General features: G+C 68.3%; 22 protein-coding genes. 15 read left to right on the top strand and 7 right to left on the bottom strand.

Going from position 1 to position 23,797, the window contains the following annotated elements:
* The first annotated feature begins 74 nt into the window (after nt 1–74).
* The gene (locus tag OG817_RS30550) at nt 75–1,280 is read left to right on the top strand and encodes an RNA-guided endonuclease InsQ/TnpB family protein (protein ID WP_406048040.1); all 1,206 of its coding nucleotides are present in this window, start codon (nt 75–77) and stop codon (nt 1,278–1,280) included.
* 35 nt (nt 1,281–1,315) lie between these two features.
* Here OG817_RS30550 and OG817_RS30545 read toward each other — a convergent pair whose 3' ends face one another.
* From OG817_RS30545 to OG817_RS30535, 3 genes are all read right to left on the bottom strand, one after another.
* Nucleotides 1,316–2,428: a glycosyltransferase family 4 protein gene (locus tag OG817_RS30545; RefSeq protein WP_406048038.1), complete on the bottom strand. Its 1,113-nt coding sequence runs from the start codon at nt 2,426–2,428 to the stop codon at nt 1,316–1,318.
* A gap of 168 nt (nt 2,429–2,596) precedes the next feature.
* Nucleotides 2,597–3,964 carry a hypothetical protein gene (locus tag OG817_RS30540; protein ID WP_406048036.1) on the bottom strand — a complete coding sequence of 456 codons (1,368 nt, stop codon included), beginning with the start codon at nt 3,962–3,964 and terminating at the stop codon, nt 2,597–2,599.
* A gap of 127 nt (nt 3,965–4,091) precedes the next feature.
* On the bottom strand, nt 4,092–5,108 hold the full coding sequence (locus tag OG817_RS30535) for a hypothetical protein (protein WP_406048035.1): 1,017 nt from the start codon (nt 5,106–5,108) through the stop codon (nt 4,092–4,094).
* A 116-nt stretch (nt 5,109–5,224) separates the two neighbouring features.
* On the opposite strand from OG817_RS30535, the gene OG817_RS30530 reads away from it, so the two are divergent.
* From OG817_RS30530 to OG817_RS30520, 3 genes are all read left to right on the top strand, one after another.
* Nucleotides 5,225–6,805 carry a methylmalonyl-CoA mutase gene (locus OG817_RS30530; protein WP_406048034.1) on the top strand — a complete coding sequence of 527 codons (1,581 nt, stop codon included), beginning with the start codon at nt 5,225–5,227 and terminating at the stop codon, nt 6,803–6,805.
* 66 nt (nt 6,806–6,871) lie between these two features.
* Nucleotides 6,872–7,501 carry a hypothetical protein gene (locus OG817_RS30525; protein WP_406048033.1) on the top strand — a complete coding sequence of 210 codons (630 nt, stop codon included), beginning with the start codon at nt 6,872–6,874 and terminating at the stop codon, nt 7,499–7,501.
* 80 nt (nt 7,502–7,581) lie between these two features.
* Nucleotides 7,582–8,592, top strand: a complete 1,011-nt coding sequence (locus OG817_RS30520) for a hypothetical protein (RefSeq protein ID WP_406048031.1) — start codon at nt 7,582–7,584, stop codon at nt 8,590–8,592.
* Nucleotides 8,593–8,596: 4 nt separating this feature from the next.
* Here OG817_RS30520 and OG817_RS30515 read toward each other — a convergent pair whose 3' ends face one another.
* Complete coding sequence (locus OG817_RS30515; RefSeq protein ID WP_360438817.1) at nt 8,597–9,784, bottom strand: amidohydrolase; 1,188 nt, start codon at nt 9,782–9,784, stop codon at nt 8,597–8,599.
* A gap of 233 nt (nt 9,785–10,017) precedes the next feature.
* Here OG817_RS30515 and OG817_RS30510 point away from each other — a divergent pair, with 233 nt between their 5' ends.
* The 10 genes from OG817_RS30510 to OG817_RS30465 all read left to right on the top strand — a co-directional run bounded on the left by OG817_RS30510 (nt 10,018) and on the right by OG817_RS30465 (nt 20,093).
* Nucleotides 10,018–11,079, top strand: a complete 1,062-nt coding sequence (locus OG817_RS30510) for a BMP family protein (protein WP_396391789.1) — start codon at nt 10,018–10,020, stop codon at nt 11,077–11,079.
* Nucleotides 11,080–11,194: 115 nt separating this feature from the next.
* Nucleotides 11,195–12,703 carry an ABC transporter ATP-binding protein gene (locus tag OG817_RS30505; RefSeq protein WP_396391790.1) on the top strand — a complete coding sequence of 503 codons (1,509 nt, stop codon included), beginning with the start codon at nt 11,195–11,197 and terminating at the stop codon, nt 12,701–12,703.
* Nucleotides 12,703–13,812, top strand: coding sequence for an ABC transporter permease (locus tag OG817_RS30500; RefSeq protein ID WP_406048029.1), 1,110 nt, complete (start codon nt 12,703–12,705; stop codon nt 13,810–13,812). Before OG817_RS30505 ends, OG817_RS30500 begins: the two co-directional genes overlap by 1 nt.
* On the top strand, nt 13,809–15,071 hold the full coding sequence (locus OG817_RS30495) for an ABC transporter permease (protein WP_406048028.1): 1,263 nt from the start codon (nt 13,809–13,811) through the stop codon (nt 15,069–15,071). Before OG817_RS30500 ends, OG817_RS30495 begins: the two co-directional genes overlap by 4 nt.
* A 4-nt stretch (nt 15,072–15,075) precedes the next feature.
* Complete coding sequence (locus OG817_RS30490; RefSeq protein ID WP_131516977.1) at nt 15,076–15,471, top strand: cytidine deaminase; 396 nt, start codon at nt 15,076–15,078, stop codon at nt 15,469–15,471.
* Complete coding sequence (locus tag OG817_RS30485) at nt 15,471–16,748, top strand: thymidine phosphorylase (protein WP_406048026.1); 1,278 nt, start codon at nt 15,471–15,473, stop codon at nt 16,746–16,748. Before OG817_RS30490 ends, OG817_RS30485 begins: the two co-directional genes overlap by 1 nt.
* A 55-nt stretch (nt 16,749–16,803) precedes the next feature.
* On the top strand, nt 16,804–17,439 hold the full coding sequence (locus tag OG817_RS30480; RefSeq protein WP_406048024.1) for a hypothetical protein: 636 nt from the start codon (nt 16,804–16,806) through the stop codon (nt 17,437–17,439).
* Nucleotides 17,433–18,392 carry a hypothetical protein gene (locus tag OG817_RS30475; RefSeq protein WP_406048022.1) on the top strand — a complete coding sequence of 320 codons (960 nt, stop codon included), beginning with the start codon at nt 17,433–17,435 and terminating at the stop codon, nt 18,390–18,392. Before OG817_RS30480 ends, OG817_RS30475 begins: the two co-directional genes overlap by 7 nt.
* Nucleotides 18,393–18,480: 88 nt before the next feature.
* Nucleotides 18,481–19,119, top strand: coding sequence for a hypothetical protein (locus OG817_RS30470; protein WP_396391797.1), 639 nt, complete (start codon nt 18,481–18,483; stop codon nt 19,117–19,119).
* Entirely contained in the window at nt 19,113–20,093 is a 981-nt protein-coding gene (locus OG817_RS30465; RefSeq protein WP_406048020.1) for a hypothetical protein, read from the top strand. The genes OG817_RS30470 and OG817_RS30465 overlap by 7 nt, the downstream gene beginning before the upstream one ends.
* Before the next feature lie 48 nt (nt 20,094–20,141).
* Here the strand turns inward: OG817_RS30465 and OG817_RS30460 are convergent, their stop codons facing one another.
* From OG817_RS30460 to OG817_RS30450, 3 genes are all read right to left on the bottom strand, one after another.
* The gene (locus OG817_RS30460) at nt 20,142–20,735 is read right to left on the bottom strand and encodes a hypothetical protein (protein WP_406048018.1); all 594 of its coding nucleotides are present in this window, start codon (nt 20,733–20,735) and stop codon (nt 20,142–20,144) included.
* A gap of 128 nt (nt 20,736–20,863) precedes the next feature.
* Nucleotides 20,864–21,400, bottom strand: coding sequence for a hypothetical protein (locus OG817_RS30455; RefSeq protein WP_406048017.1), 537 nt, complete (start codon nt 21,398–21,400; stop codon nt 20,864–20,866).
* Nucleotides 21,400–23,301 carry a hypothetical protein gene (locus OG817_RS30450; protein ID WP_406048015.1) on the bottom strand — a complete coding sequence of 634 codons (1,902 nt, stop codon included), beginning with the start codon at nt 23,299–23,301 and terminating at the stop codon, nt 21,400–21,402. Before OG817_RS30450 ends, OG817_RS30455 begins: the two co-directional genes overlap by 1 nt.
* Nucleotides 23,302–23,472: 171 nt before the next feature.
* On the opposite strand from OG817_RS30450, the gene OG817_RS30445 reads away from it, so the two are divergent.
* Nucleotides 23,473–23,778, top strand: a complete 306-nt coding sequence (locus OG817_RS30445) for a hypothetical protein (RefSeq protein WP_396391803.1) — start codon at nt 23,473–23,475, stop codon at nt 23,776–23,778.
* Nucleotides 23,779–23,797: the final 19 nt, after the last annotated feature.

The raw sequence follows: 23,797 nt of genomic DNA, 5'->3' as shown, positions 1-23,797 counted from the left end.
CCGTCCTTCAGGGCGGGGAGGAACCGCGACTCCCTCCTGTCAGAGATCGGGGACTGTCGGTCCCGGCTGGTTGGATGGATTTTGTGTCCCGGTTCCGGATGTACCCGACTCCTGCGCAGCAGACTGCGTTGCTGGAACAGTGCCGGCATGCCAGGCATATGTGGAACCTGGCGCTTGAGCAGTGGTCGCTGTGGACCCGCGACAGAGGCCCGACGCCCGGCTACGTCGAGCAGGCAAAGCAACTGACCGAGGCGCGAGCCGTGTTCGGGTGGCTGCGGGCTGGGTCGCAGACCGTGCAGCAGCAGGCGTTGCGGGACCTCGACCAGGCCGTCAAGAACTACTACACCGGGACCCACCAGCGTCCGACGTGGCGCAAGGCCGGGCGGCATGAGGGGTTCCGCATTGTCGGTCCGCAGGCATCCCGGATCGTGAGGCTGAATCGGAAGTGGGCTGCGGTCAACGTCCCGAAGGTCGGTTGGGTGCGGTTGCGGCTCTCGCGTGCCGTTCCTGACGCGAAGTCTTACCGTGTGACCTGTGATCGGGCAGGTCGCTGGCACCTCGCGTTCGCCGCGAAACCTGCACCTATTCCCGCGCCGGGTACGGGTGAGGTCGTCGGTGTGGATCGCGGCGTGGCGGTGGCCGCGGCGCTGTCCACCGGTGAACTTCTGGCCTGTCCCGGGTTGACTGAGCGCGAGCAGGTGCGGCTGGCGCGCCTGCAGCGACGACTGTCCCGGTGTCGTCGGAGCTCCAACCGGCGTCGGCGGGCGAAGGTCGCGATCGCCAAGCTGCAGGCGCGTGCCGGTGATCGGCGTAAGGACTGGGTAGAGAAGACCAGCACCGACCTGGCGCGGCGGTTCGACGTCGTCCGCGTGGAAGACCTGCGCGTCACGCAAATGACTCGTCGTCCGAAGCCCAAGCCTGACCCGGAACGACCCGATAGGTACCTGCCGAACCGTCGTGCCGCGAAGGCGAGTCTGAACCGCGGGATTCTGGCCAACGGCTGGGGCGGCTTGGTGCGCCGTCTGGAGCACAAGGCTGCTGGACGCGTGGAGAAGGTTAACCCTGCTTACACGTCGCAGACCTGCAGTGTCTGTGGGCATTGCGTACCGGACAACCGCGAGAGTCAAGCGGTGTTCCGGTGCGTGGCCTGCGGGCATCGGGCGAACGCGGACGTGAACGCGGCACTCAACATCGCGGCCGGACGGGTCGTCAGTGCACGCCGAGAGTCGTCCGTACGGGCCTCCCTGAAGCGTGAACCTCAACTCGCTACCTCCGTGTAGTGGTTGGAATCCCGGTCCTCAGGGCCGGGAGGACGTCAAGCGACCCGCCGTATGGCAGCGGCCTCGCGCAGGACCTCGGCGTAGTGCCGGTCGACCAGATCGTCGACCACCGCCGGCCAGGTCCGGGACTGCACGCGTTCGAGGCCGCTGGCGGCCATCCGGTCGCGAGCCGTGGGGTGATCGAGCAGCGTCCTGACCGCCTGGCGCAGCGATCCGGGCCGGCCGGGCTGGAAGAGCAGGCCGTTCTCGCCCGGGTGGATCAGGTCGAGCGGGCCTCCCGCGGCCGGGCCGACGGTGGCCACGCCGGAGGCCTGCGCCTCCTGGATCGTCTGGCAGAACGTCTCGTGTTCGCCCGTGTGCACGAAGACGTCCAGCCCGGCGAAGATCGAGGCCAGGTCGGCACCCCGGCGCATCCCCAGGAAGGTTGCGCTGGGCAAGGAGTGTTCCAGCGACGCGCGGTCCGGCCCGTCGCCGACGACGACGATCCGGCAGTCCAGGCCGGTCAGCTCGGCGAGCCGGCGGACCTTCTTCTCCGCGGCCAGCCGGCCGACGTACCCGACGATCGGCTTGCCGTCCGGGGAGATCTCCCGGCGCCAGTTCTCGTCGCGGTGACCGGGGTCGAAGAGGTCCAGGTTCACGCCTCGGCCCCACAGATGGACCCGCGGTACGCCGCCCTGCACCAGCGCCTCCACCGACGCGGTGGAGGGTGCCAGGGTGCGATCGGCCCGCGAGTGGGTACGCCGTACCCAGCGCCAGATCCCGCGGTCTGCGGCGGCGAACCAGGGGTACTGGCGGGCGAACCCGGCGATGTCGGTCTGGAAGATCGCCACCGTCGGCAGGCCCAGCCGGCGCGCCGCGCGCAGCCCGTAGGCGCCGATGATGAACGGCGACGCGACGTGGACCAGATCGGGGCTGAAGTCGGCCATCGCCCGCTCGATCGACGGATCGGGCAGGCCGACCGGGAACTCCTTGTACCCAGGGGTCCGGAAGCTGCGGGCCCGGATCACGGGCACGTCGGCGTAGCTGTCCGGACCGGGGCCGGGGGCAATGATCAGCAGTTCGTGCCCGCGGGCACGCAGCCGATCGGCGACGTGGCGAGCGGTGTTCGCCACGCCATTGATCTGCGGCAGGAAGGTCTCAGCCACCATCACGATCCTCACAGCTGTGAGGTTCCCCACCGCGCATGAACCCTCGGCGACAGCTTTGTAACACCGTGTGGATGCCCTGTCGACGGCTGCAGGGCCGCCGGGTGACGGGTACGTGACCACGGGGCTGCATTTGGTGAGTGCCCCGTGAACAACGGGGCACCACCGCGGTCAGCGGGTGATCGTGGTGGTGACAGTGGCCTCCGGGTACCAGTTCTCGAAGTCCTTGTAGTGGGCGGTGAACGTGGTGGTTCCGCGCGGGAGGGCGTAGGTGGCGGTGAAGCTGCCCGCCGACGTCAGCTCGGGGTTGCCGATGAGGCGGGCGGTCGAGCCGGCCGGGGTGGCGTAGAGCTGCAGGAACTGCTGGTTGGTGGAGCTTCCGGGACGCGAGTACGGCGACGTCCACGTGACGGTGACGGACGCGGTGGACTTGTCCTTGCCGGAGCCGGTGGGTGCCGTGACATGGATGTCGGTGATCGGCGCCTTCGGCGCGTGAGCCGGGCCGAAGGAGTGCAGGAGCTGCACGTTCTGATACGTGTCGTCGTACGTGACCGCCCAGGCCCGGGTGCCGGTGGAGTTGAGCAGCAGGGTGCCCTTCCAGAGCTCGTCGCTGCTGCGGAAATCGACGGCGTACGTCGGAGTTGTGCTGCCCTTGGCGTAGAACAGCACGTCGGCGTCGTTGGAGGCGGTGCTCGAGCGGCCGACGGCGACCGTCGAGCTGTCGCCGGACCAGGCGGCGTCGGCCGGGTAGACGCCGCTCGGGTACACCGTGGCGTCGGACAGGTCGGGGAGCTTGTACGAGTGGTGCTCGTACGGGTAGCCGACGGTCTCGACGACCTCGGTGCCGTCGGGGCTGACGGCGTAGTCGACCAGGTTCTCGCCGGTGTTCTCGCGCCGGCTGACGATGGTCGGTGTGGCGCCGGAGACGTCGATGACGTACGTCGTGACCGGTGAGTACCCGGTGTCGCCGGCGACGAGCAGTCCGTTGGCCGCCCCGGCGATGATCGGGTGGTAGTTCGGGCCGTCGGTGTACACCGTCGCGGTGGTCCCGGGCGCGGACCAGATCAGCAGGCCGGACGTGCCGAGACCGCAGTCCAGGAAGGCGGCGACGATCTTGTCCCCGGCCGGTTCGGCGCTGTAGACGCAGGCGCCCTTCGGTGCGTCGTACGTTGCCGACGGCTCCAATGTGTCGGCGTCCAGCGCGGTCACGCGGTCGTAGTCCTGGGTCACGAGGACCTGCTGGTGGTCGTTGCTGAGAACCACGTCGGAGGCGCCGGTCACCGCGGTCAGCTTCTTCTGCAGCGCGCCGTCCAGGTCGGTGACCACGAGTGGGAGGGCGCTGCCGGCGCCTTGGGCGAAGTACAGGCGGCCACGCGCTTCGTCGAGCTCCATCGCGCGGAGGTCCTGCACCGGTAGCTGGGTCCCGACACTCTTCGCCAGCACCGGCTCGTCCGCCGAGCTCGGTCCGGCGACCACCACGCCGACCGCCGCCGAGATGATCAGAGCCAGGCCCCCGAGGGCCAGTCCACGCACGCGCATCAAAACTCCGGGTTGGTAGGCGGAAACCTCTTCCCCCGAAGCCGCCACAGCCTAGAACCAATCCCGCCACGCGGCAAACGGTCTCCGGAGGTGATCGAGCGCCCCCGAGCGTCAGGCTCCTCGTTGCTCAGGACATTACGAGCCAGATCTCCTCATTGAAGAGGGTCAGGCGGATCTGCCGGCCGGGGGTTACTTCGAGGTCGACCCGCCAGCCGGCCACGTAGGCGATGTGCGAGCGTCCGTCGAGATGCCGCGAAACCCAGTCCTGCACGGGTGCGACGGCGTCACCGTGGAGGTGCCCGAAGGCGGTGGTCCGTAGTTGCTCGAAGGCCTTGCCGGTTGTCGCGCCGGTCGCGGCGGTGGCGATGAGGTACGTGATGCCGGTGTCCGGTCCGGAGAACTTGAGCGCGAGGCCGGGCCGTCCGGCGTACTTGCCCTGACAGGTCTCGTTGTCGGCAGTGCAGGTGTACCCATCGGCGGTGAGGGCCTTCGCGAGATCGGGCTCGGTGGTGTCGAGGTGCAGGACCGGAACCTCGAGCTGGCTGCTGCCGAGCTTCGCCCCGTTGACCTGCGTCTTCGGACCCCGGCTGATGATCTCGTACTTGCCCCATGTCCCTTCGGGCGCGCCGCCCCAGTTCTGCAGTACGACGCCCACATTCGTCAGATCCGCGGGGAAGACGACGTCTCCAACGGCGGCGGCCAGAGACCGCAGCGCCGACGCAGTGTCGCCGGTCGCCCTGACCTTGAGGGCGAACGCTGTGACGGTGCCGTCCGGCCGGTACTGGAAGGCGACCGAGGACGTCGTCCGGCTTGCTGATCGATACGCGAAGCAGCCGGAGTGTCCGCCTTCCGCGCTGGTGAAGCGTGCGCTGCACTCGAGGCCGCGCTCCGTCAGCGCGTCCGCAAGGGTGCGCGCCTGGCCGGTGATCGAGCCCCCTGCGGTCACCCCGTCGGCCAGCAGGAGCTGGGAGCTGGCCGCGTCGGTGGTTGCTGTGTCGCCGCTGCGCCGTACCAGGATCACCGCGACGGCAGCGACCACGAGCACTGCGGCAAGGACGCCGGAAAGGACGGCAGGCCGGCGTCGCCGCCGGGCCGGCCGGTGGATCGTGGGTGGGGGAGCCGGTGCAGGACGGTGCAGCGACATCTGTGGATCCTTCCAGGGGAGGCGCGCGACTGTAGCGCACCTCTGTGCTTCACCCCACATCCGTGGCGTGCGCTGGTGCATACCAGTCGGAGCGTGGTTCGGCCTACCGTGGGGAGATGAGTCATCGGAGTGAGTCGGGGTTCGAGTTCGCGCCGGTGTACGGGCCGGAGGTGCTGGACGGGTTCGAGCCGGGTAGCAAGCTGGGGGAGCCGGGGAAGTTCCCGTTCACCCGGGGTGTGTACCCGACGATGTACACCGAGCGGCCGTGGACCATGCGCCAGTACGCCGGGTTCGGTACGGCGGCGGAGTCGAACCAGCGGTACCACCAGCTGATCGACCACGGCACCATGGGCCTGTCGGTCGCGTTCGACCTGCCCACCCAGATGGGCTACGACTCCGACGCCCCGATCGCGCACGGCGAGGTCGGCAAGGTCGGCGTGGCGATCGACTCGATCGACGACATGCGGCTGTTGTTCGACCGGATCCCGCTGGACCAGGTGTCCACCTCGATGACGATCAACGCCCCCGGGTCGGTGCTCCTGTTGCTGTACCAACTCGTCGCCGAGGAGCAGGGCGTCGCCGGTGAGAAGCTCACCGGAACGATCCAGAACGACGTACTGAAGGAGTACATCGCCCGCGGCACCTACATCTATCCGCCGAAGGAGTCGCTGCGGCTGATCAGCGACATCTTCGCCTACTGCAAGGCGGAACTGCCGCGCTGGAACACGATCTCGATCTCCGGCTACCACATGGCCGAGGCCGGCGCGACGCCCGCGCAGGAGATCGGCTTCACGCTCGCGGACGGGATCGAGTACGTCCGGGCCGCGGTCGCGTCCGGCCTCGACGTGGACGAGTTCGCGCCCCGGCTGTCGTTCTTCTTCGTCGCCCGGACCACGCTGCTCGAGGAGGTGGCGAAGTTCCGTGCCGCCCGGCGGATCTGGGCCCGGGTGATGCGGGACGAGTTCGGCGCCAAGAACCCGAAGTCGATGATGCTGCGGTTCCACACCCAGACCGCGGGCGTCCAGCTCACCGCGCAGCAGCCCGAGGTCAACCTGGTCCGGGTCGCCGTTCAGGGACTGGCCGCCGTACTCGGTGGGACGCAGTCGCTGCACACCAATTCGTACGACGAGGCGATCGCGCTGCCGACCGAGAAGGCGGCCCGACTCGCGCTGCGCACCCAGCAGGTGCTCGCCTACGAGACCGATGTGACCGCCACCGTCGACCCGTTCGCCGGCTCGTACGTCGTCGAGTCGCTGACCGACGAGGTGGAGGCGGCCGCGGTCGAGTTGATGGATCAGGTCGAGGAGTACGGCGGTGCGGTCGCGGCGATCGAGAAGGGCTTCCAGAAGCAGGAGATCGAGCGGTCGGCGTACGCGATCGCGCTGGAGATCGACTCGGCCGAGCGTGTCGTCGTTGGGATGAACAAGTTCAGGATCGCCGAGGAAGAGCCGTACGAACCGCTCCGGGTCGACCCCGCGATCGAGGCCCAGCAGGTCGAACGCCTGGCCAAGCTCCGCGCCGAACGCGACCAGCCGGCCGTCGACGAGGCCCTGGCTGCCCTGAAGACGGCGGCCGAAGGCAATGCCAACTGCCTCTACCCGATGAGACAGGCCCTCAAGGCCCGAGCGACCGTGGGCGAAGTCTGCGACACCCTCAGGGATGTGTGGGGTGTCTACGTCCCCGCTGACACCTTCTGACTCCAGCCGATATGGTCCGCTCGAACGCTAGCGTTGAGTGGACCTGCGGGTCGAGAGGGGTTGGGGATGGGGCGTCGAGGTATGGCGGTCGTCGGGGTGGTGCTGGGCTTGCTGATGTCCGCCGGTTGCGGCCCTGGCGACGACGAGGGTGGCGGGCTGCCGACGCTCGGCTCGGACTCGAGCGGGCCGACCAGTGCCAGTACAACGATGGGCGAGACGTCCGCGACTCCGACCGAAGGGTCGTCCAGCGGCGGCCCGCCGAACACGATCGCGGTGCACCGGCGCAAGGTCGTGGCGGCGTCGACCTCGGACAAGGCGGCCGCGGACGCGTTCATCAAGTACATCGAGGTCCGGCTGACGGCGTACCACAAGGTCCAGGTGGATCTCGACGCACTGGGTGAGACCGCGACCGGGGCCGCGCTGAACGCCGTTCGGTCCGACGTCGCGGGACTGCGCAGTCGCGGCCAGCACACGGTCGGCGAGGTCTGGGTTGACGTCCCCAAGGTGACCGCGCGCGGGTCGGCCGCGACGCTGACCTCCTGCATGGTGAACACCACGGTCGACGTGGACGCGAAGGGCAAACCGCTCAGCGCGCCGAAGCCGTTCTACAACATCACCAGCACGCTCGAACTGGGCGGCGGGAAGATCTGGCTGGTCAAGACGATCACGTTCGGTGGCGACAGGCCCTGCCATTGACGCAACCGATCCGCGTCATAGAACGTCAGAACCCACGTCTCGATCGTGTGGTACCACCAGAAACTGGGGAGAGTTTTGCCATGAAGCGCACAGTATTCGCCACCGCCCTGGCGGGACTTGCAGCGGCGGCGGTCACGGCCGCGCCGGCGCACGCCGGCGGAGGGCTCGAGCAGTCCGGTGACGGTGGCTACAAGATCTCGGTCAGCGTGACGATCACCAGCGACTCCGGCGGCGTCGTGAAGAGCGGCGGTACGTCGCTGGCCGTCGCGCCGACCTGCTGGTGGGAGCTGTACAACCCCGACATCGGGGGGAACGACGCGACCACGCCCGAGGGCTTCCAGAAGTTCTACGACGAGTCGATCCCGCTGCTGAGCGGGCACGCCGCGGCTGGCCGGCTGTCGATGCCGGACGCCGACGAGGTGAAGCGGGTGACGGAAGCAGCGAAGAACGGAGCGAAGTACCGCTGGTACAGCCTGCGGTGCCAGCAGGGCCACAACGGTGTTGACGAGGGCTACACCAAGTCCGGCGGCAACTACTACGGCACCGAGATCGGCATCGGCTTCGCGGCGTTCGTCGACGGCCAGGTGCCGGAGCCGTATGTCGCGCCGGAGGATCTGGCCACCTCGCTGTGGGACGTCGCCCAGCAGGGGCTGACCGACCCGGCCATCGACCGCAACCCGAAGGTCACAGGGAACGGCGGCGCCACACTGGTGAACGTGCCGACCTGGTTCTGGGTGACCAACCCGGCCACCGCGCTCGCCGACGACGGCAAGCTGCACCTGACCGCCACCGCCGGGAACACGACGGTGACGCTGGATGCGCAGAGCAACGGTGTCGCCTTCACCTCACCGGCCGGTTCCACGTCGTGCTCGGTCAACCAGGCCAAGTACGCGTACGGCTCGGGTGCCTCCGAGGGCTCGGCCTGCACGATCTCGTTCGACCGGTCGAGCGCCGGCTGGCCGGTGACCGCCAGCACCACCTGGGGCGGCACCTGGTCCGGTAGCGACGGCTCCGGCGCGGCGCTGCCGGAGGTCTACCACTCGACCACCGTCAATGTGCCGGTCGTCGAGGTTCAGGTTCCGAACCGCTGAGCCTTCAGTCCAAGAGGGCGCAGGACGCCAGAACCGTCATCCCGACGGTGATGGCGTCCTCGTCCGGGCAGAAGCCGGGCGTGTGCAGGTCGGCGGCCGCGTCCACACCGAGGGGACGAACCCCCAGCCGGGCCATCGCTCCCGGAACATGCTCGAGGTACCAGGCGAAGTCCTCGCCGCCCAGACTCTGATCGGTCGCGGCCACCGCGTCGGGCGTGATCGCCTCGCTGACCGCACGCTGGAACACCGCGATCGCCTCCGCATCGTTCATGACCGGGGGTACGCCGTGTGTGACCTCGGTGCTGACCTCGACGCCGTACGGAGCGATCAACTGCTCCGCCAGTAGGGGGATCAGATCGGCGGCCAGCTTCCAGGCGCTGACGTCCAGGCACCGCACGGTGCCTTCGGCCTCACCACGGGACGGGATGGCGTTCGCGGCCGAGCCGGCGGTGATCCGGCCCCAGACCAGTGACAGCCCGGCCCGCGGGTCGACGCGGCGCGACAACGCCGCCGGTAGCTCGGTGACCAGGGTGGACAGGGCGTAGACCAGATCGCCGGTGAGATGGGGCCGGGAGGTGTGACCGCCTTCGCCGGTCAGCCGGACCAGGACCCGGTCCGACGCTGCCGTCAGCGCACCGACCCGGAGCCCGACCTGCCCGACCTGCAGTCGGGGATCACAGTGCAGGCCGTAGATCCGTCGTACCCCTTCCAGACCGCCGGCCGCGATCACACCGAGCGCGCCACCGGGCATGACCTCTTCGGCCGGCTGGAAGATCAGCCGGACGCGGTGGGGCAGCAGCCCGTCGGCGGCCATCCGTGCGAGCACCTCGGCGGCACCGATCAGGATCGCCGTGTGGACGTCATGACCGCAGACGTGCGCCACGCCTTCGTACGTCGACCGAAAAGGGGAATCGACACCCTCCGTCACCGGCAGGGCGTCGATGTCGGCGCGAAGCGCGACGCAAGTGTCGCCGGAGCCGATGTCGCAGATCAGACCGGTGCCCGTCGGCAGCACTTGCGGGGACAGTCCGGCTGCCACCAGCCGCTGCCGGATCAGCTCGGTGGTCCGCACCTCGTGCCAGCCGAGCTCCGGGTGCGCGTGCAGGTCGCGACGTACGGTCACGATCTCGTCCCGGACTGCGGCGACACGGCTCTGCAGGTCGCTGAGCAGCAGCTGCTGCGAAATGGTCATTGGGGAATTCTCGCATCGCAGCGGCGGAACAACGGCCCGGGCTCAGGCACCGGACCGATCCGGTCAGCGCCACCTCACCCGCCGCGTCGGAGTTCTGGCTGAGCGTCACCACCGAAACTACGATTGAGTAACGAGCATTTCAGTGACGCATCGTCAGTGGCTGGGGGGTCTCGCCGGGTCTATCGTTTCGCTGCGAACGCCTGCACGGGGCGATCAGGGATCGAGGAGGCATCTTGCGGCACACGAGCAAGTTGGCGGCGGTCGCCATCACAGTGGCGCTGATCTTGGCGGGCTGTGCGAAAAAGAACGAGGACGCGGCTGCCTCCGGGGGGAGCGACGAACTGTGCGCCGACAAGTCCGGGGCGGGTCCCAAGATCGGCCTGGCCTACGACATCGGCGGCCGTGGTGACCACTCCTTCAACGACCTGGCCGCGGCCGGTGTGAAGAAGTCCCTCGACGAGTTGGACGCCACCTGTGAGGAGTCCGAGGCTGCCGCACAGGAGCCTGACTCCGCGAAGGAAGAGCGGCTGCGCACCTTGGCCGAGGCGGGCTTCAACCCGATCGTGGCGGTGGGCTTCGTCTACACCGAAGAGGTGAACAAGGTCGCCAAGGAGTACCCGGACAAGAAGTTCGCGGTCGTCGACGGATTCGCCGAGGGCCCGAACATCACCAACCTGGTGTTCTCGGTCGAGCAGGGCTCGTTCCTGGTCGGTGTCGCCGCCGGTCTCAAGACCAAGGCGAAGCACGTCGGCTTCATCGGCGGTACCCGGGGACCGATCATCGACCCGTTCGCGGCCGGTTACAAGGCCGGCGTGGCCGCGGTCGACCCGAGCATCAAGGTCGACATGAAGTGGCTGTCCGACAAGGGCGACGACAAGGCGTTCGCGAACCCGGGCGGGGCGAAGACTGCCGCCACCGCGTTGTACGACGCCGGCGCGGACATCGTCTTCCACGCCTCCGGCCTGTCCGGTAGCGGCCTGTTCGACGTCGTCAGCACGAAGCCCGACGGCATCTGGGCGATCGGCGTCGACTCCGACCAATACCAGACCGCGACGCCCGAGCAGCAGAAGCACATCCTGACGTCGTCGCTGAAGAAGGTCGACGTGGCCGTCTTCGACTTCGCGAAGGCGTTCAAGGACGGCACCACCAAGCCGGGCTACGACCTGTACGACATCAAGCGGGACGGTGTCGGGTACGCGACCAGCGGTGGCTTCCTCGACGACGTGACCCCCAAGATCGACGAGTACAAGGCGAAGCTGATCTCCGGCGAGCTCAAGGCACCGTCGAAACTCTGACGTGTGAAACCCTCGGGCTCGGGTCGATGACGCGGTAGCGTTGCGGCCCGGGCCCGAGGCTCGTCGCGGCGACAACGAGGTCGCCGCAGATCTGGGAGCGTGTGACATCGACACCATGACTCAGACGATGGCCGTCCGGCTGAGGGGAATCGGCAAGAGTTTTCCCGGTGTGGTGGCCAATCACGACGTCGACATCGAGGTCCGGACCGGCACGGTGCACGCCCTGGTGGGCGAGAACGGCGCCGGCAAGTCGACGTTGATGAAGATCCTGTACGGCGTGCAGAAGCCGGACGAGGGGACCATCGAGATCGGCGGCGAAGAGATTGTCCTGAACTCGCCGGCCGATGCCATCCAGCACGGCGTCGGCATGGTGTTCCAGCACTTCATGCTGGCGGACAACCTGACCGTGCTGGAGAACGTCGTCCTCGGCGCCGAGAAGCTGTACGGGATCGGCGACAAGGCCCGGGCCAAGATCAAGGAACTGTCCGATTCCTACGGCTTCGGCCTGTCGCCCGACCACCTGGTCGAGGACCTCGGTGTGGGCCAGCGGCAACGGATCGAGATCCTCAAGGTCCTCTACCGCGGCGCGAAGATCATCATCCTGGACGAGCCGACCGCCGTGCTGGTGCCGCAGGAGGTCGACGCGCTGTTCGGCAACCTGCGCGAGCTGAAGGCCAAGGGGTTCACGCTGCTGTTCATCTCGCACAAGCTGGACGAGGTGCTCGCGGTCGCCGACGACGTCACAGTGATGCGGCGCGGGACCACGGTCGCCGCCGTCCAGCCGAAGGACGTGACCGCCCGCCAGTTGGCCGAGCTCATGGTGGGCTCGGAGCTGCCCTCGCCCAGCACCGAGGAGTCGACCGTCACCGACGACGTCCAGCTTGCGGTCGAGAACGTGACGCTGGCCGTGGCAGAGCGGAACCTGCTCGACGACGTGTCGTTGCAGATCCACCGCGGCGAGGTGCTCGGCATCGCCGGTGTCGAGGGCAACGGCCAGACCGAACTGGTCGAGCTGGTGATGGGAATCCGGCCGGCGACCTCCGGCCGGGTCCTGCTCGGGACCGAGGACATCACCGGCTGGTCCACCGCGGCCCGCCGCAACGCCGGTATCGGGTACATCCCCGAAGACCGCCAGCGGCACGGCCTGCTGCTCGACTTCCCGCTCTGGGAGAACCGGATCCTCGGCCACCAGGACCGCCCGCCGACCGTGCGCGGACCGTGGATCAACAAGGCCGGCTCCCGCAAGGACAGTCAGCGCATCGTCGACCAGTTCGACGTCCGGACGCCGTCGATCGAGACCACCGCCCGGGCATTGTCCGGCGGTAACCAGCAGAAGTTCATCGTCGGCCGGGAGATGAGCGGCGACCCGGTCCTGCTGATCGCGTCCCACCCCACCCGGGGCGTGGACGTCGGCGCCCAGGCCGCGATCTGGGACCACATCCGCGACGCCCGGCGGCAAGGCCTGGCCGTGCTGCTGATCTCCGCCGACCTGGACGAGCTGATCGGCCTGTCGGACCAGATCCAGGTCATCCTGCGCGGCCGGCTGGTCGGCGAATTCGACCCTGACACGGTGACCCCGGAGCAGCTCGGCTCCGCGATGACCGGTGCCGGAGAAGAGGAGTGATGGGCAAGCTCGACCTACGGCGGATCGTCCTGGCGCTGGCCGCGCCGGTGCTTGCCATCGTCGTCTCGCTGGTGATCACCTGCCTGATCCTGCTGGCGGCCGGCAGCTCGGTCTCCGGCTTCCTGAGCACGATCTTCTCGGTCCCGGCCGAGCGCAACGTCATCAACATCCTCAACAACGCGTCGGTCCTGTATCTGTCCGGCCTGGCGGCCGCGATCGGGTTCCGGATGAACCTGTTCAACATCGGTGTCGAGGGCCAGTACCAGATGGCGGTCTTCACCGCCGCGGTGTTCGCCGCCCAAGGCTGGTTGCCGGGGCCGATCAACGTGATCGTCTCCATCGTCCTGGCGATGGTGGTCGGCGCGCTCTGGGCCTCCATCGCCGGTGTACTGAAGGTCACCCGGGGCGTCAGCGAGGTGATCTCGACGATCATGCTGAACGCGATCGCGCTCTCGCTGACGGCGTACCTGCTCCGCAAGGTGGGGGTGTCGACCGGCAGCAACCTGGCCACCAAGGAGATCCCGAAGGACAGCTGGATGCCCGGGCTCAAGTTGTTGCCCGGGGCCCCGAACGAGCTGCTCGGCCTGTCCCTGCTCGCAGTCCTCGGCGGGGTCGGCTACGCCATCCTGCTGAACCGGTCGAAGTTCGGCTTCGCGCTCCGGGCCACCGGTACGTCGGCCAGCGCGGCCGTTGCCAGCGGCATCGACGTACGGCGGATGGTCGTCGTCTCACTGATGATCTCGGGCGCGGTGGCCGGCCTGATCGGGCTGCCGCTGCTGTTCGGCAACTCGCACAGCTACGGCACCACCTTCCAGGCCGGCATCGGTTTCGCCGGGATCGCGGTGGCACTGCTCGGCCGCAACAACCCGATCGGCATCGCGTTCGGCGCGCTGCTGTTCTCCTACCTGACCGAGCAGAGCAACCTGCTCGAGATCAATGCGCAGGTCTCGCCGGACATCGTCGCGATCAGCCAGGGCGTCATCGTGCTCGCCGTCGTCATCGCCTACGAGGTGGTACGCCGGTACCGAAACGCACTGGAACAGCGGCAGGTGGCAGCGGAACTCAGTAGCTCGGCTCCGGCCGGGGCGACCCCGGAGGCGACCCGATGACGATGGCTCCCGAAGAGCTCCGGCCCGCCGGACCCCCGTCCGAGGCATTCGTGCGGCGGCGGCAGATCAGCATCTGGGTCTGGCTGCTCGCCGGCGTGGTGCTCATCTCCGCGGTCCGTGTGCTGACCGGCGCCAACGAGGTCGACTCGGCCGGCACCATGCGCGAGACGGTCAACGCCTCGGTCCCGATCGCCCTCGCGGCGCTGGCCGGTCTGTGGTCGGAACGCGCCGGAGTGGTCAACATCGGCCTCGAGGGCATGATGATCCTGGGCACCATCGGCGCCGGGTACTTCGGCTACTGGTACGGCCCGTGGGCCGGGATCGTCGGCGCGATGGTGTTCGGCATGATCGGCGCCGCCCTGCACGCGCTCGCGACCGTGTACTTCGGGGTCGACCACATCGTCTCCGGTGTCGCGATCAACATCATCGCGCTCGGCACGGCCGCCTTCCTCGCCGACACCTGGTTCTCCGGCCTGCGCGGCGGCGGCCCGACCCAGTCGCCACCGCTGGACGCCCCGCTGTCGATCACGATTCCCGGGATCTCCGATGCGATGACGACATTGCAGGGCAAGCACTGGTTCATCGTTTCCGATCTGGCCTCGCTCGTGGCCGCCGTGACCACCGAGCTGTCGAGCATGACTGTGCTGGCGGTGATCCTGATCGTCGGCAGCGCGCTGCTGCTGTGGCGGACGGGATTCGGCCTGCGGCTGCGGTCCTGCGGTGAGAGCCCGGTGGCGGCGGAGAGCCTGGGCGTGAACGTGTACCGCTACAAGGTCATCGCCGTCCTGACGTCCGGTGCGATCGCCGGGTGCGGTGGTGCGTTCATCGCGCTCGTCTCGTCCGGGATCTACCAGAACGGGCAGACCGGTGGACGTGGCTACATCGGCCTGGCAGCGATGATCTTCGGCAACTGGCGGCCCGGCGGTCTGGTCATGGGTGCGGTGCTGTTCGGCTACACCGACGCCCTCCAGCTCCGGGCCGGTGGCGAGGCCGTGCACGCGCTGCTGATCCTGGTCGCGGTCATCCTGCTGGGCGTGGCGGTGCTGCAGTTCCGGCGTGGGCTCAAGATCGCCGCCGCCACCTCGCTGGTGATCGGGGTCGGCTTCGCGGTCTGGTTCTTCACCACCGACACCGTGCCGGCCGACTTCACCCGGATGACGCCGTACGTGACGACCCTGCTGGTGCTCGGGCTGGCCGCCCAGCGGCTCCGGATGCCTGCCGCCGACGGACTCAGATATCGACGCGGTCAGGCAGGTTAGCGCCGTGCCGGGGGATGTCGACTGGCCGGCGCTGCGGGCGATCGCTGTCGAGGTGATGGGGCGCGCCTATGCGCCGTACTCCGGGTTCGCGGTCGGCGCGGCGGCGTACGTCGACGACGGGCGCATCGTTGCCGGGTGCAACGTCGAGAACGCGTCGTACGGACTGGCCCTGTGCGCCGAGTGCGGCCTGGTGTCCGAGCTGCACCGCACCGGCGGCGGCCGGCTGGTCGCGTTCACCTGCGTGGACCAGCACGGCGACCTCCTGACACCGTGCGGGCGGTGCCGCCAGTTGCTGCACGAGAACGGCGGGCCGGACCTGCTGCTGGAGACGCCGACCGGGCCGCGGCCGCTGCGTGAGCTGTTGCCCGACGCGTTCGGGCCCGAGGACCTGGAGAAGTAGTGAGCTTCGACGCGGTGGATGTCATCCGCACCAAGCGGGACAAGGGCGAGCTGAGCGACGGTCAGATCGACTGGGTGATCGACGCCTACACCCGGGGCGACGTCGCGGACGAGCAGATGTCGGCGCTGGCGATGGCGATCCTGCTGAACGGCATGAACCGCCGCGAGATCGCCCGCTGGACCGCGGCGATGATCGCCTCCGGCGAGCGGATGGACTTCGCCAAGCTGTCCCGGCCGACCGCGGACAAGCACTCGACCGGAGGCGTCGGCGACAAGATCACGTTGCCGCTGGCACCTGTCGTCGCCGCGTGCGGCGTCGCGGTACCGCAGCTGTCCGGCCGCGGCCTCGGCCACACCGGCGGCACCCTGGACAAGCTCGAGTCCATCCCGGGCTGGCGCGCCGCGCTCTCGAACGACGAACTGATGCGCCAGCTGGACGAGGTCGGCGCGGTGATCTGCGCCGCCGGAGACGGCCTCGCGCCCGCGGACAAGAAGCTGTACGCGCTGCGGGACGTGACCGGCACGGTGGAGGCGATCCCGCTGATCGCCAGCTCGATCATGAGCAAGAAGATCGCCGAGGGCACCGGTGCGCTGGTGCTGGACGTGAAGGTCGGCTCCGGGGCCTTCATGAAGGATCTCGCCGACGCCCGCGAGCTGGCCGAGACCATGGTTGCCCTGGGCACGGACGCGGGTGTGAAGACCGTTGCCCTGATCACCGACATGTCGGTCCCGCTCGGCCTGACCGCGGGCAACGCGCTCGAGGTCCGCGAATCCGTCGAGGTCCTGGCCGGCGGCGGCCCGTCGGACGTGGTCGAACTGACGATCGCGCTGGCGGCCGAGATGCTGGCCGCGGCCGGCGTCACGGACGTGGACCCGGCCGAGAAGCTCCGCGACGGTACGGCGATGGACGTCTGGCGCACCATGATCGCGGCCCAGGGCGGCGACCCGTCCGCCGAGCTCCCGGTCGCCCCCGAGCAACACGTCGTACCGGCTCCGGCCACCGGCGTACTGTCCAAACTCGATGCCCTCGGCATCGGCGTCGCCGCCTGGCGCCTGGGTGCCGGCCGCGCCCGCAAGGAGGACCCCGTCTCCCCGGTCGCCGGCGTCGAACTCCACGCCAAGCCCGGCGACCAGGTGACCGAGGGGCAGCCACTCCTCACCCTCCACACCGACGACCCGGCCCGCTTCGACCGCGCCCTGGAGTCCCTGGCGGACGCCGTCGAGGTCGCAGCGTCGTACGACCGGACCCCGCTGGTGATCGACCGCATCGGGGCGTGACCTGGCCCTCTCCGACGGTAAGGTGTCCGCAGCGACCGGATAGTCGGAGGTGTCTGTGGTTCGCGCACGGCTTGCTGCCCTGCTGCTGGTGCCGATGATGGTGCTGCCCGCAGCCTGTGGTGGATCGGACGACACAGGTGGCCTGCCAGAGGCAGGTTCGGATTCGAGCGGTCCCTCGAGCAGTACTCCGGCCACGACGCCGGACTCGGCCGCAACGCCCACGGCGGTGCCGACCACCAGCACCCAGAAGTACGGTGCGCTGACCCTCGTCATCAACCACAAGCCGGCCCCGCCGGCCGCCGCCGCCCTGGCGCTGCAGGCGTACGACGCCTTCGAGCGTGCCTCGCACAAGACCCAGGCGACGAACGTCGAGGATCCGACCCTGGCGACATGGGGCGCGGCCGCTGCCCTGCAGGACGTCCGAAGCATCCTGCAGAGCCAGAAAACGCAGAAGGTGCGCACCGGTGGCGCGATCACTGTCACCACCAAGGTGGTCAGGACGAGCGCTGCCGCCGCAGCATTGGACACTTGCTACGACCAGTCGAAGTCGGTGCTGGTCCGGGCCAACGGGACGACGTACGTGGGACCTGGGGCCAAGAAGGATCCCAAGCTCAGCGCGAGCGTCATCCTCGGCAACATCGCCGGTGTCTGGAAGGTGACCGAGTACAACCTCAAGGCGGAACCATGTTGATCCGACGACTGGCGATCCTGACCGCACTCGGAGTGGCGGGCGTGGTGACAGCAGCCCAGCCCGCCTTCGCCGACCGCACGACCCCGACACCAGGTGCCGGCGGCAACACCATCAGCATCACCGTCACCGGGACCGGTGTCCGTAGCGGTTCGGGCGGACAGGGCGGGACCCAGACGGTGTCGACGCCGGTTCCCTGCATGTACATCCAGAGCCTGACCGGCAAGGAGTACTACGAATGGGTCAAGGGCGGCGGCACCATGGGCCGCGGACCCAACGGTGACACGATCGATCCGTACCCGGGGTACGAGAAGTACAAGGACGACGACAAGGGCCACTGGTACGGCGGCATGTGCTCGTCGGCGTCCTTCGGTGACGACCTGGATGGGTTCTTCAAGTACTCCGACGCCTGGTTCGCCGAGCACCGGGGCGTCTACGTGCCGGCCGGCGGCACGCCCCCGATCCCGCCGGTGCCGCCGGAGATCCTGCGCAACGTTGCCTTCGACGCCCTGACCGTGCCGGCGCCGCGCCTGGACTGGAACCCGAAGCACAACGGCGATGCCGCGACCCTCGTCAACCTCGACACCTGGGTCTGGCTCCAGGACCGCACCACCAACTACTACGTCGAGGCCTCGGTCAACTCGATGGTCGGCCGGATCTCGGCCCGCGTGGACGCGGACCTGACCGGCATGACCGTCTCGGCCCCGAACGCGGACACCGTCACCTGCCCGGACGCCGGCGTACCGTACGCGCCCGGCGCCACCGGCCAGTGCGCCATCACCTTCCACAAGGCCAGCGCCGGTGGTGGCACCAGCCCCGTGACCGCGAAGACCAACTGGCACACCACCTGGTCCTCCAACCCCGGCGGTCCCCAGGGCGACACCCCCGAACAACTCGACCCGGCGCCGGGCACCACCAACATCCGAGTGGTAGAGGTCCAGGTCCCCAACCGCTGACGGTGTTCGGCCTCTGAACCCCGACGTCGTGGTGAACCGTTGAGCGGGTAACGTGTTCCCGGCTCTGTGCCTATCGACGGAGGTCTCTGTGTCCCGCTCGCGTCTGGCCGTACTACTGCTGGCCCCGCTCGCGGTACTCCCGGCAGCCTGTGGTGGCGACGACACCGGTGGCCTGCCGACGGTCACGGACTCGTCGGCTCCTACGTCGGCGACGCCGGGCACGCCGTCCGCGACCATGAGCGCGAGCCCAGCCCCGACGACGCAGCCGACACGCGCGGCCGCGAAGTACGGGAACCTGACGGTGGATCTGCGGCGACCCTCGGGACTGCCTGCCGCCGCCTCCGCGGCCGTCGTCACCTTCCAGCAACTCCATGTGGCCTTCGGTGCCCTGGCGGCGGGTGCGAAGCCGCCGCAGCCGATGTCGGGGGTCGCGGAGCCCGTGGTGGTGAAGTACCTCGACGCGGTGCTGAAGCCGCAGCTGGGGCGGAAGGAACGCTCGGGCGGCACGATGACCGTCCGCGTCACCAAGGCGCAGGCCGTCGGTGAAGTTGCCGCGGTCAACGGCTGCCTCGACCAGTCCAAACTGATCACGTATCGCGCGAACGGCACGAAGTACGTCGACGCGAGTATTCGAAGGAATCCAACCCTGACCATCCAGGCCACCCTGTCCCGCTCGACAGGGGTCTGGCGAGTGACCAACTACGCCCTGAAGGAAGCTCGATGCTGAAACTGCGCACCGCTCTGGTGACCACCGGACTCGGCGTCGGCCTGCTGCTGACGTCGGCCGGACCCGCCCTCGCCTTCGACCCGCCGCCCGGCACGACCCCCACGACGAGCGGCGGCACCATCGTCATCACCGTGACCGGGACGGGGGTGCGGGGCGGCAGTGATGGGCACAGCGCGTCGCGGACCGTGTCGGTGCCCGCGCCGTGCTACATGGAGCCCGGGATGACCGGCAAGGAGTACTACGAGTGGGTCAGCAGCGGGAAGGCCAACGCCGACTGGCATCACACCGGTGGTGAACTGGACGGACCGTTCACGCCGTACCCCGGATACGAGCAGTACAAGGACGACGACAAGGGCCACTGGTACGGCGGCGTCTGCTCGTCCGAGACGTTCGGCGACGACCTGGACTCGTTCTTCAAGTTCACCGACGAGTGGTTCGCCAACCACAAGTCGGTGTACGTCCCGGCCGGACAGAATCCGCCCACCCCGCCGGTCCCGCCGCAGCTGCTGCGTGACGTCGCGTCGCGCGAACTGACCATCCCCGAGCCGGCCATCGACTGGAACCCGAAGCGCACCGGCGACGGGTCTACGCTGGTCAACCTGGACACCTGGGTCTGGGTGAAGGACCGGGTCGACGATCTGTACGTCGACGCCACCGCGAACTCGGTGACCGGCCCGCAGACCGCCCACGTCGACGCCAAGCTGTCGACGCTGACGGTTTCCGCGCCGGGTGCGGGATCGACCACCTGCAACGGCATGGGTACGCCGTATGCCGCGGGCGCCGCCAACCCGTGCACCATCCAATTCACCAAGGCCAGCCCGCTCGGCGGCACCACGCCGGTCACCGCCACCACTACGTGGGGCGCGACCTGGTCGTACAACGGCACGGACATGGGCGCGATCCCGCAGCAGCCCGCGCCGCAGAGCTACACCACCAACATCGGCGTGCTGGAGGTTCAGGCCGTCGCTCGTTGATCCAGGCAACAGGACCCGGCTCGGTAGCTCCGAGCCGGGTCTTTGCTGTTATTCGGCGGCGGTCTTCTGGGTGAGGGCTTGGGCGTCGGCGGGGAGGGCTGTCACTGGGTCGGCGGCGAGGTCGGTGGTGGTGTGGGTGACGAGGACGGAGACGATGCTGTCGGTGCCTCGACGGGACCAGGCGCGCTCGGAGTGGGCCACCTGGCTCTTGGTGCGGAGAAACGTCTCGTAGCCCGTCACGGTCGCCGGGAGGTCCTCCAGCAGGCCGTAGCCGCCGTTCGGGGGACCGGTCATCCGGCCGACGCAGCTCTTGTTGCCGGCGACAAGGAGATTCCAGTCCTTGGCCAGCAGCGCCGCGTCCTGGTAGGTGTAGAGGAACGACTTCACCACAGTCCCGCCGGCCAGGGCGTACTGGACGAACTGCGTCTGATCCGCGTGCTCCTGCAGACTCATCGCGCCGCCGAGCGTGCACCCGTTCGGCGGTACGCCGTCCTCGCCCAACGGCTCCTGCTGCGGCGAGCCCGGCAGATCACCAGACTTCACCAGACCAGCCACCGGCGCGGGCGGTCCCAGCGTCGGTGGCTGGTCGTTCCCACAAGCGGTCAACACCGTCGCGCCGGCCAGGATGAGGGCGGGCAGCACCACACGTCGCGACGCACCAATCACTGGCGGGTCGCAACTTTCAGCGCGAGTTTCCTGGTAGCCATCGAGAAAATTATCGGCCTTCAGCCCCACCGACGTACAGGACCCCCGACAGAACGTGACCTTTGTCAGCGCGGTGCCGGAAGATCAGGGCAACCGGCGACCTCGGCGATGTGCTGGGCCAGGGGCTTCATGAGTTGGACGCGGGTGTCCTTGTCCTTCGGCTTGGTGAGCTCGACGGACAAGACGGTGGTCTTGCAGACCCACGACGCGGTCACGCCGTCGTCGGTTTCGTCGACCGCTCCTTCGCCGCCGGCGGCGGTGAACCGGTGGTCCTGCGGGCGGCTCTGGACCGCGCCCAACGCGTTGTCGGCCGCCGCGCTGTCCCTCAGGCGGACGGTGAAGTCACCGATCTGCTTGCCGTCGGAAAACACCCGGCATTCCGTCCGCGGAAGGCCGGTTCCAGGGTCGGCGGGATACTCGATCGGCAGCTTCGCGCCGCTGATCGTCCCCACCAGCCCCGGTGCGCCTGTCGCGTCGAACCACCAGGAGGCCATCGTCACACCGCAGATCTTCGCATCGGCGGACGGCGGCTGCGCCTCCTGTTCGCAGGCGGTCAGGCCCAGCAGCAGTACCGCTGCGGCGACACCGAGGCGGCGATCCATCAATTGCCTCCGTACTTCTTCATCATGTTGTCGTAGGAATCCTCGATCTCGGCAGTCACCTGGGTTCCCTTGGTGGCTCCGTGATTCACGTCGTTCAGGATGGCCTGCACCTGCTCCGTCTTCAGGTCGCTCGGGGGCACCAGGCGCCCGTTCTCCTTCGGCCACCCCTCGATCCCGGTGGGAAGGTGATTCTGCTCCATCGCGTACAACCCCTGGAGCTTGGTCAGGGTAACGGTCGCGTCCTTCGCGGCGTTCCCCGCGTCGATCGCCGCGGACGTCTTGTCCGCCGTGTACCCCTCGATCAGGGCGTCCTTCACCTCACCCTTGATGATGCCGCCGATGACAGGGACCTTGTCGGTCTGGATCAGGTCCAGGGGCGCGGTGAAGTACCCGGCCATCTTCTTGCGCTCCTTGGCCGCGCTCTCCTCGCTGTCGATGTCCCCGTTGACCAGCCCGTCCGTCATGAAACCGGCGAACTCCGACGACGACTGGCTGACAGTGAGCAGCGGGTCCGGGTCGCCGCCGTGGTGCTTCGCCCCGTAGTCGAACCGGGCTTGGTTGTAAATCGTCGTGGCTTTGCCGACCGCGGACACCGCGGCCTCGTTGTCGCCGATGTCTTCCAGCGCACCGCGCAGCATGGTCGAGTTCAGATTGATGCCGTACTTCGGCAGGCCGGACTCGTCGCTGATCCCCAAGGCGTACTTGTAGGGCCGTTCGCCCCACTCGTGCACCCCTGCATCCTTCTGGGCTTCATCGGCGTGCACGCGGTCGGCGTCGGCGATGTAGGTGGCGATGATGCCGCCGACCTCCTCCTTGATGCCATCGAGTGGCTTGCCCTTGCCACCGATGTCGTACAACAGGTCCGAGGAGATCTCGGCGGCCTTCCGGGCGTACTGGTCGTTGTCGCTGTAGGCCGCGTCGGTGGTCGCGACCTGGAGAACCTTGCCGGCCTGGGTGCTGAGGTGGTCGGAGTCCTGACGTTCGACGGTGAAGTAGTGCCGCAGGTCCTTGTTCCCCATCACGGCCTGTGCGTCGCGGGTGCTGTTGTCGGCGACGTTCAGGTACTCGCGCAGCGGGTTGATCTCCTTGAAGCTGTCCTTGCCGAAGTGCCGGTAGTCGGGATCGTTGTAGATCTGGCCCCAGATGGTCGGATCGTTGTGCTCGCGGTCCTTGAGCGCGGTACCCATCGACTCGAAGACGGCCGGGTCGACGTCCTTGCGGGACTTGTCGATGTAGTGCAGCAGGATCGCCGCGGACCACGGGTCCTCGGCGACCTTCTTGCCCCACTCGGGGTCCATCTTGGACGAGGCGGTGGAGAACATGCCGGCCAGGCCCTTGCCCATCTGCTCCTGCAGATCGATCAGCGCCTGGTGCTCGTCGCCGGGGTTGAGGGTCCTCTGCCAGTACCCGTTGCTGTTCCGCCCGAACAGGTCCTTCAGCTTGTTCATCACGTCGGACACGCCCTTGGGGCCGAGGCCGTTCATGACCTGCCACGAGACGTCTTTGTCGTCCTGGTAGCGGTTCAGCAGCGAGGCGAGCAGCGCGGCGCGCTTGCGGTCGTCGGCGCTGTCGATGTCGAGGTCCTTGAGCTGTTTGGTCATCTCGTTGCCGAGCGCCTGCTTGACCTCCCACAGCTTGTCGCCGTGTTCGACCTGGTACGTCGCCTGGCCGTCGCCGTCGACGTCGAGCAGTTTGGCCAGGTCGAGCCGGGTCTGCAGCTCGGGCTTCTGCTCGGTCAGCCACTTGGTGGTCTTGCCGAGCGTGCCGTCGTCGAGCGACGGCAGTGCGATCGGCGTGTTGCTCTTCGCGGAGTTGCGCTGCCCGTCCACGCTGGAGACCAGCGTGTCGAGCTTCTTCAGCGCGGAGTCGAGCAACTTGATGTCGATCTTGATGTCGGCCATGGCACCCCTCGTCACATTCGGTCACTCAAGGTTACGGACGACAGGGTTCAGCCGGCCCCTGAGAAGGTCGTAGGTGGCGAGCGCCACACAGCCCCGGGATGACCCCTCGGAGCCGTATGTTTTTCTTATTCGAGGAGGTCTCACGAGGGGGCCCCTGATCGGGAGGTTGAGATGGCGCAGGCCAACATTGCGGATCTGGAGAACCTGTACGACAAGCTGGTCGCGAGCATGAACTCGGCCGACCAGATCGTGACCGATGTCGACGGTGCACACTCCCGGGCCGCCGAGGAGTGGCACTCCAAAGGTGCTACGGAGTTCGCGACGGCTTGGGTTGACTTCAAGAGCTCGCTGACGAACATGTGCCAGGCGTTCGCGGCGGCCGCCAACGACGTCGCGTTCCAGCAGCAGCACTTCAAGATCGGTGCGAAGGAAGAGGGCCAGCACCGCGACCTCCCCAAGGTCACCTCGCCCCGCTGACCCCAGCCCAACGAGAAGT

Origin of the sequence: Kribbella sp. NBC_00889, assembly GCF_045207705.1 — a bacterium.
GTDB lineage: Bacteria > Actinomycetota > Actinomycetes > Propionibacteriales > Kribbellaceae > Kribbella.
The sequence above is the reverse complement of the archived record's forward strand: the minus strand, read 5'-3'. Positions and strand labels throughout refer to the sequence as shown.

Excerpts from the sequence above, each read along its gene's own strand:
- OG817_RS30545 (WP_406048038.1), bottom strand. The coding sequence starts at position 2,428 with ATGGTGGCTGAGACCTTCCTGCCGCAGATCAATGGCGTGGCGAACACC.
- OG817_RS30520 (WP_406048031.1), top strand. The coding sequence starts at position 7,582 with ATGAAGCGCACAGTATTCGCCACCGCCCTGGCGGGACTTGCAGCGGCG.
- OG817_RS30450 (WP_406048015.1), bottom strand. The coding sequence starts at position 23,301 with ATGGCCGACATCAAGATCGACATCAAGTTGCTCGACTCCGCGCTGAAG.
- OG817_RS30465 (WP_406048020.1), top strand. The coding sequence starts at position 19,113 with ATGCTGAAACTGCGCACCGCTCTGGTGACCACCGGACTCGGCGTCGGC.
- OG817_RS30505 (WP_396391790.1), top strand. The coding sequence starts at position 11,195 with ATGACTCAGACGATGGCCGTCCGGCTGAGGGGAATCGGCAAGAGTTTT.
- OG817_RS30445 (WP_396391803.1), top strand. The coding sequence starts at position 23,473 with ATGGCGCAGGCCAACATTGCGGATCTGGAGAACCTGTACGACAAGCTG.
- OG817_RS30495 (WP_406048028.1), top strand. The coding sequence starts at position 13,809 with ATGACGATGGCTCCCGAAGAGCTCCGGCCCGCCGGACCCCCGTCCGAG.
- OG817_RS30540 (WP_406048036.1), bottom strand. The coding sequence starts at position 3,964 with ATGCGCGTGCGTGGACTGGCCCTCGGGGGCCTGGCTCTGATCATCTCG.
- OG817_RS30515 (WP_360438817.1), bottom strand. The coding sequence starts at position 9,784 with ATGACCATTTCGCAGCAGCTGCTGCTCAGCGACCTGCAGAGCCGTGTC.
- OG817_RS30535 (WP_406048035.1), bottom strand. The coding sequence starts at position 5,108 with ATGTCGCTGCACCGTCCTGCACCGGCTCCCCCACCCACGATCCACCGG.
- OG817_RS30550 (WP_406048040.1), top strand. The coding sequence starts at position 75 with ATGGATTTTGTGTCCCGGTTCCGGATGTACCCGACTCCTGCGCAGCAG.
- OG817_RS30475 (WP_406048022.1), top strand. The coding sequence starts at position 17,433 with ATGTTGATCCGACGACTGGCGATCCTGACCGCACTCGGAGTGGCGGGC.
- OG817_RS30525 (WP_406048033.1), top strand. The coding sequence starts at position 6,872 with ATGGGGCGTCGAGGTATGGCGGTCGTCGGGGTGGTGCTGGGCTTGCTG.
- OG817_RS30455 (WP_406048017.1), bottom strand. The coding sequence starts at position 21,400 with ATGGATCGCCGCCTCGGTGTCGCCGCAGCGGTACTGCTGCTGGGCCTG.
- OG817_RS30500 (WP_406048029.1), top strand. The coding sequence starts at position 12,703 with ATGGGCAAGCTCGACCTACGGCGGATCGTCCTGGCGCTGGCCGCGCCG.
- OG817_RS30530 (WP_406048034.1), top strand. The coding sequence starts at position 5,225 with ATGAGTCATCGGAGTGAGTCGGGGTTCGAGTTCGCGCCGGTGTACGGG.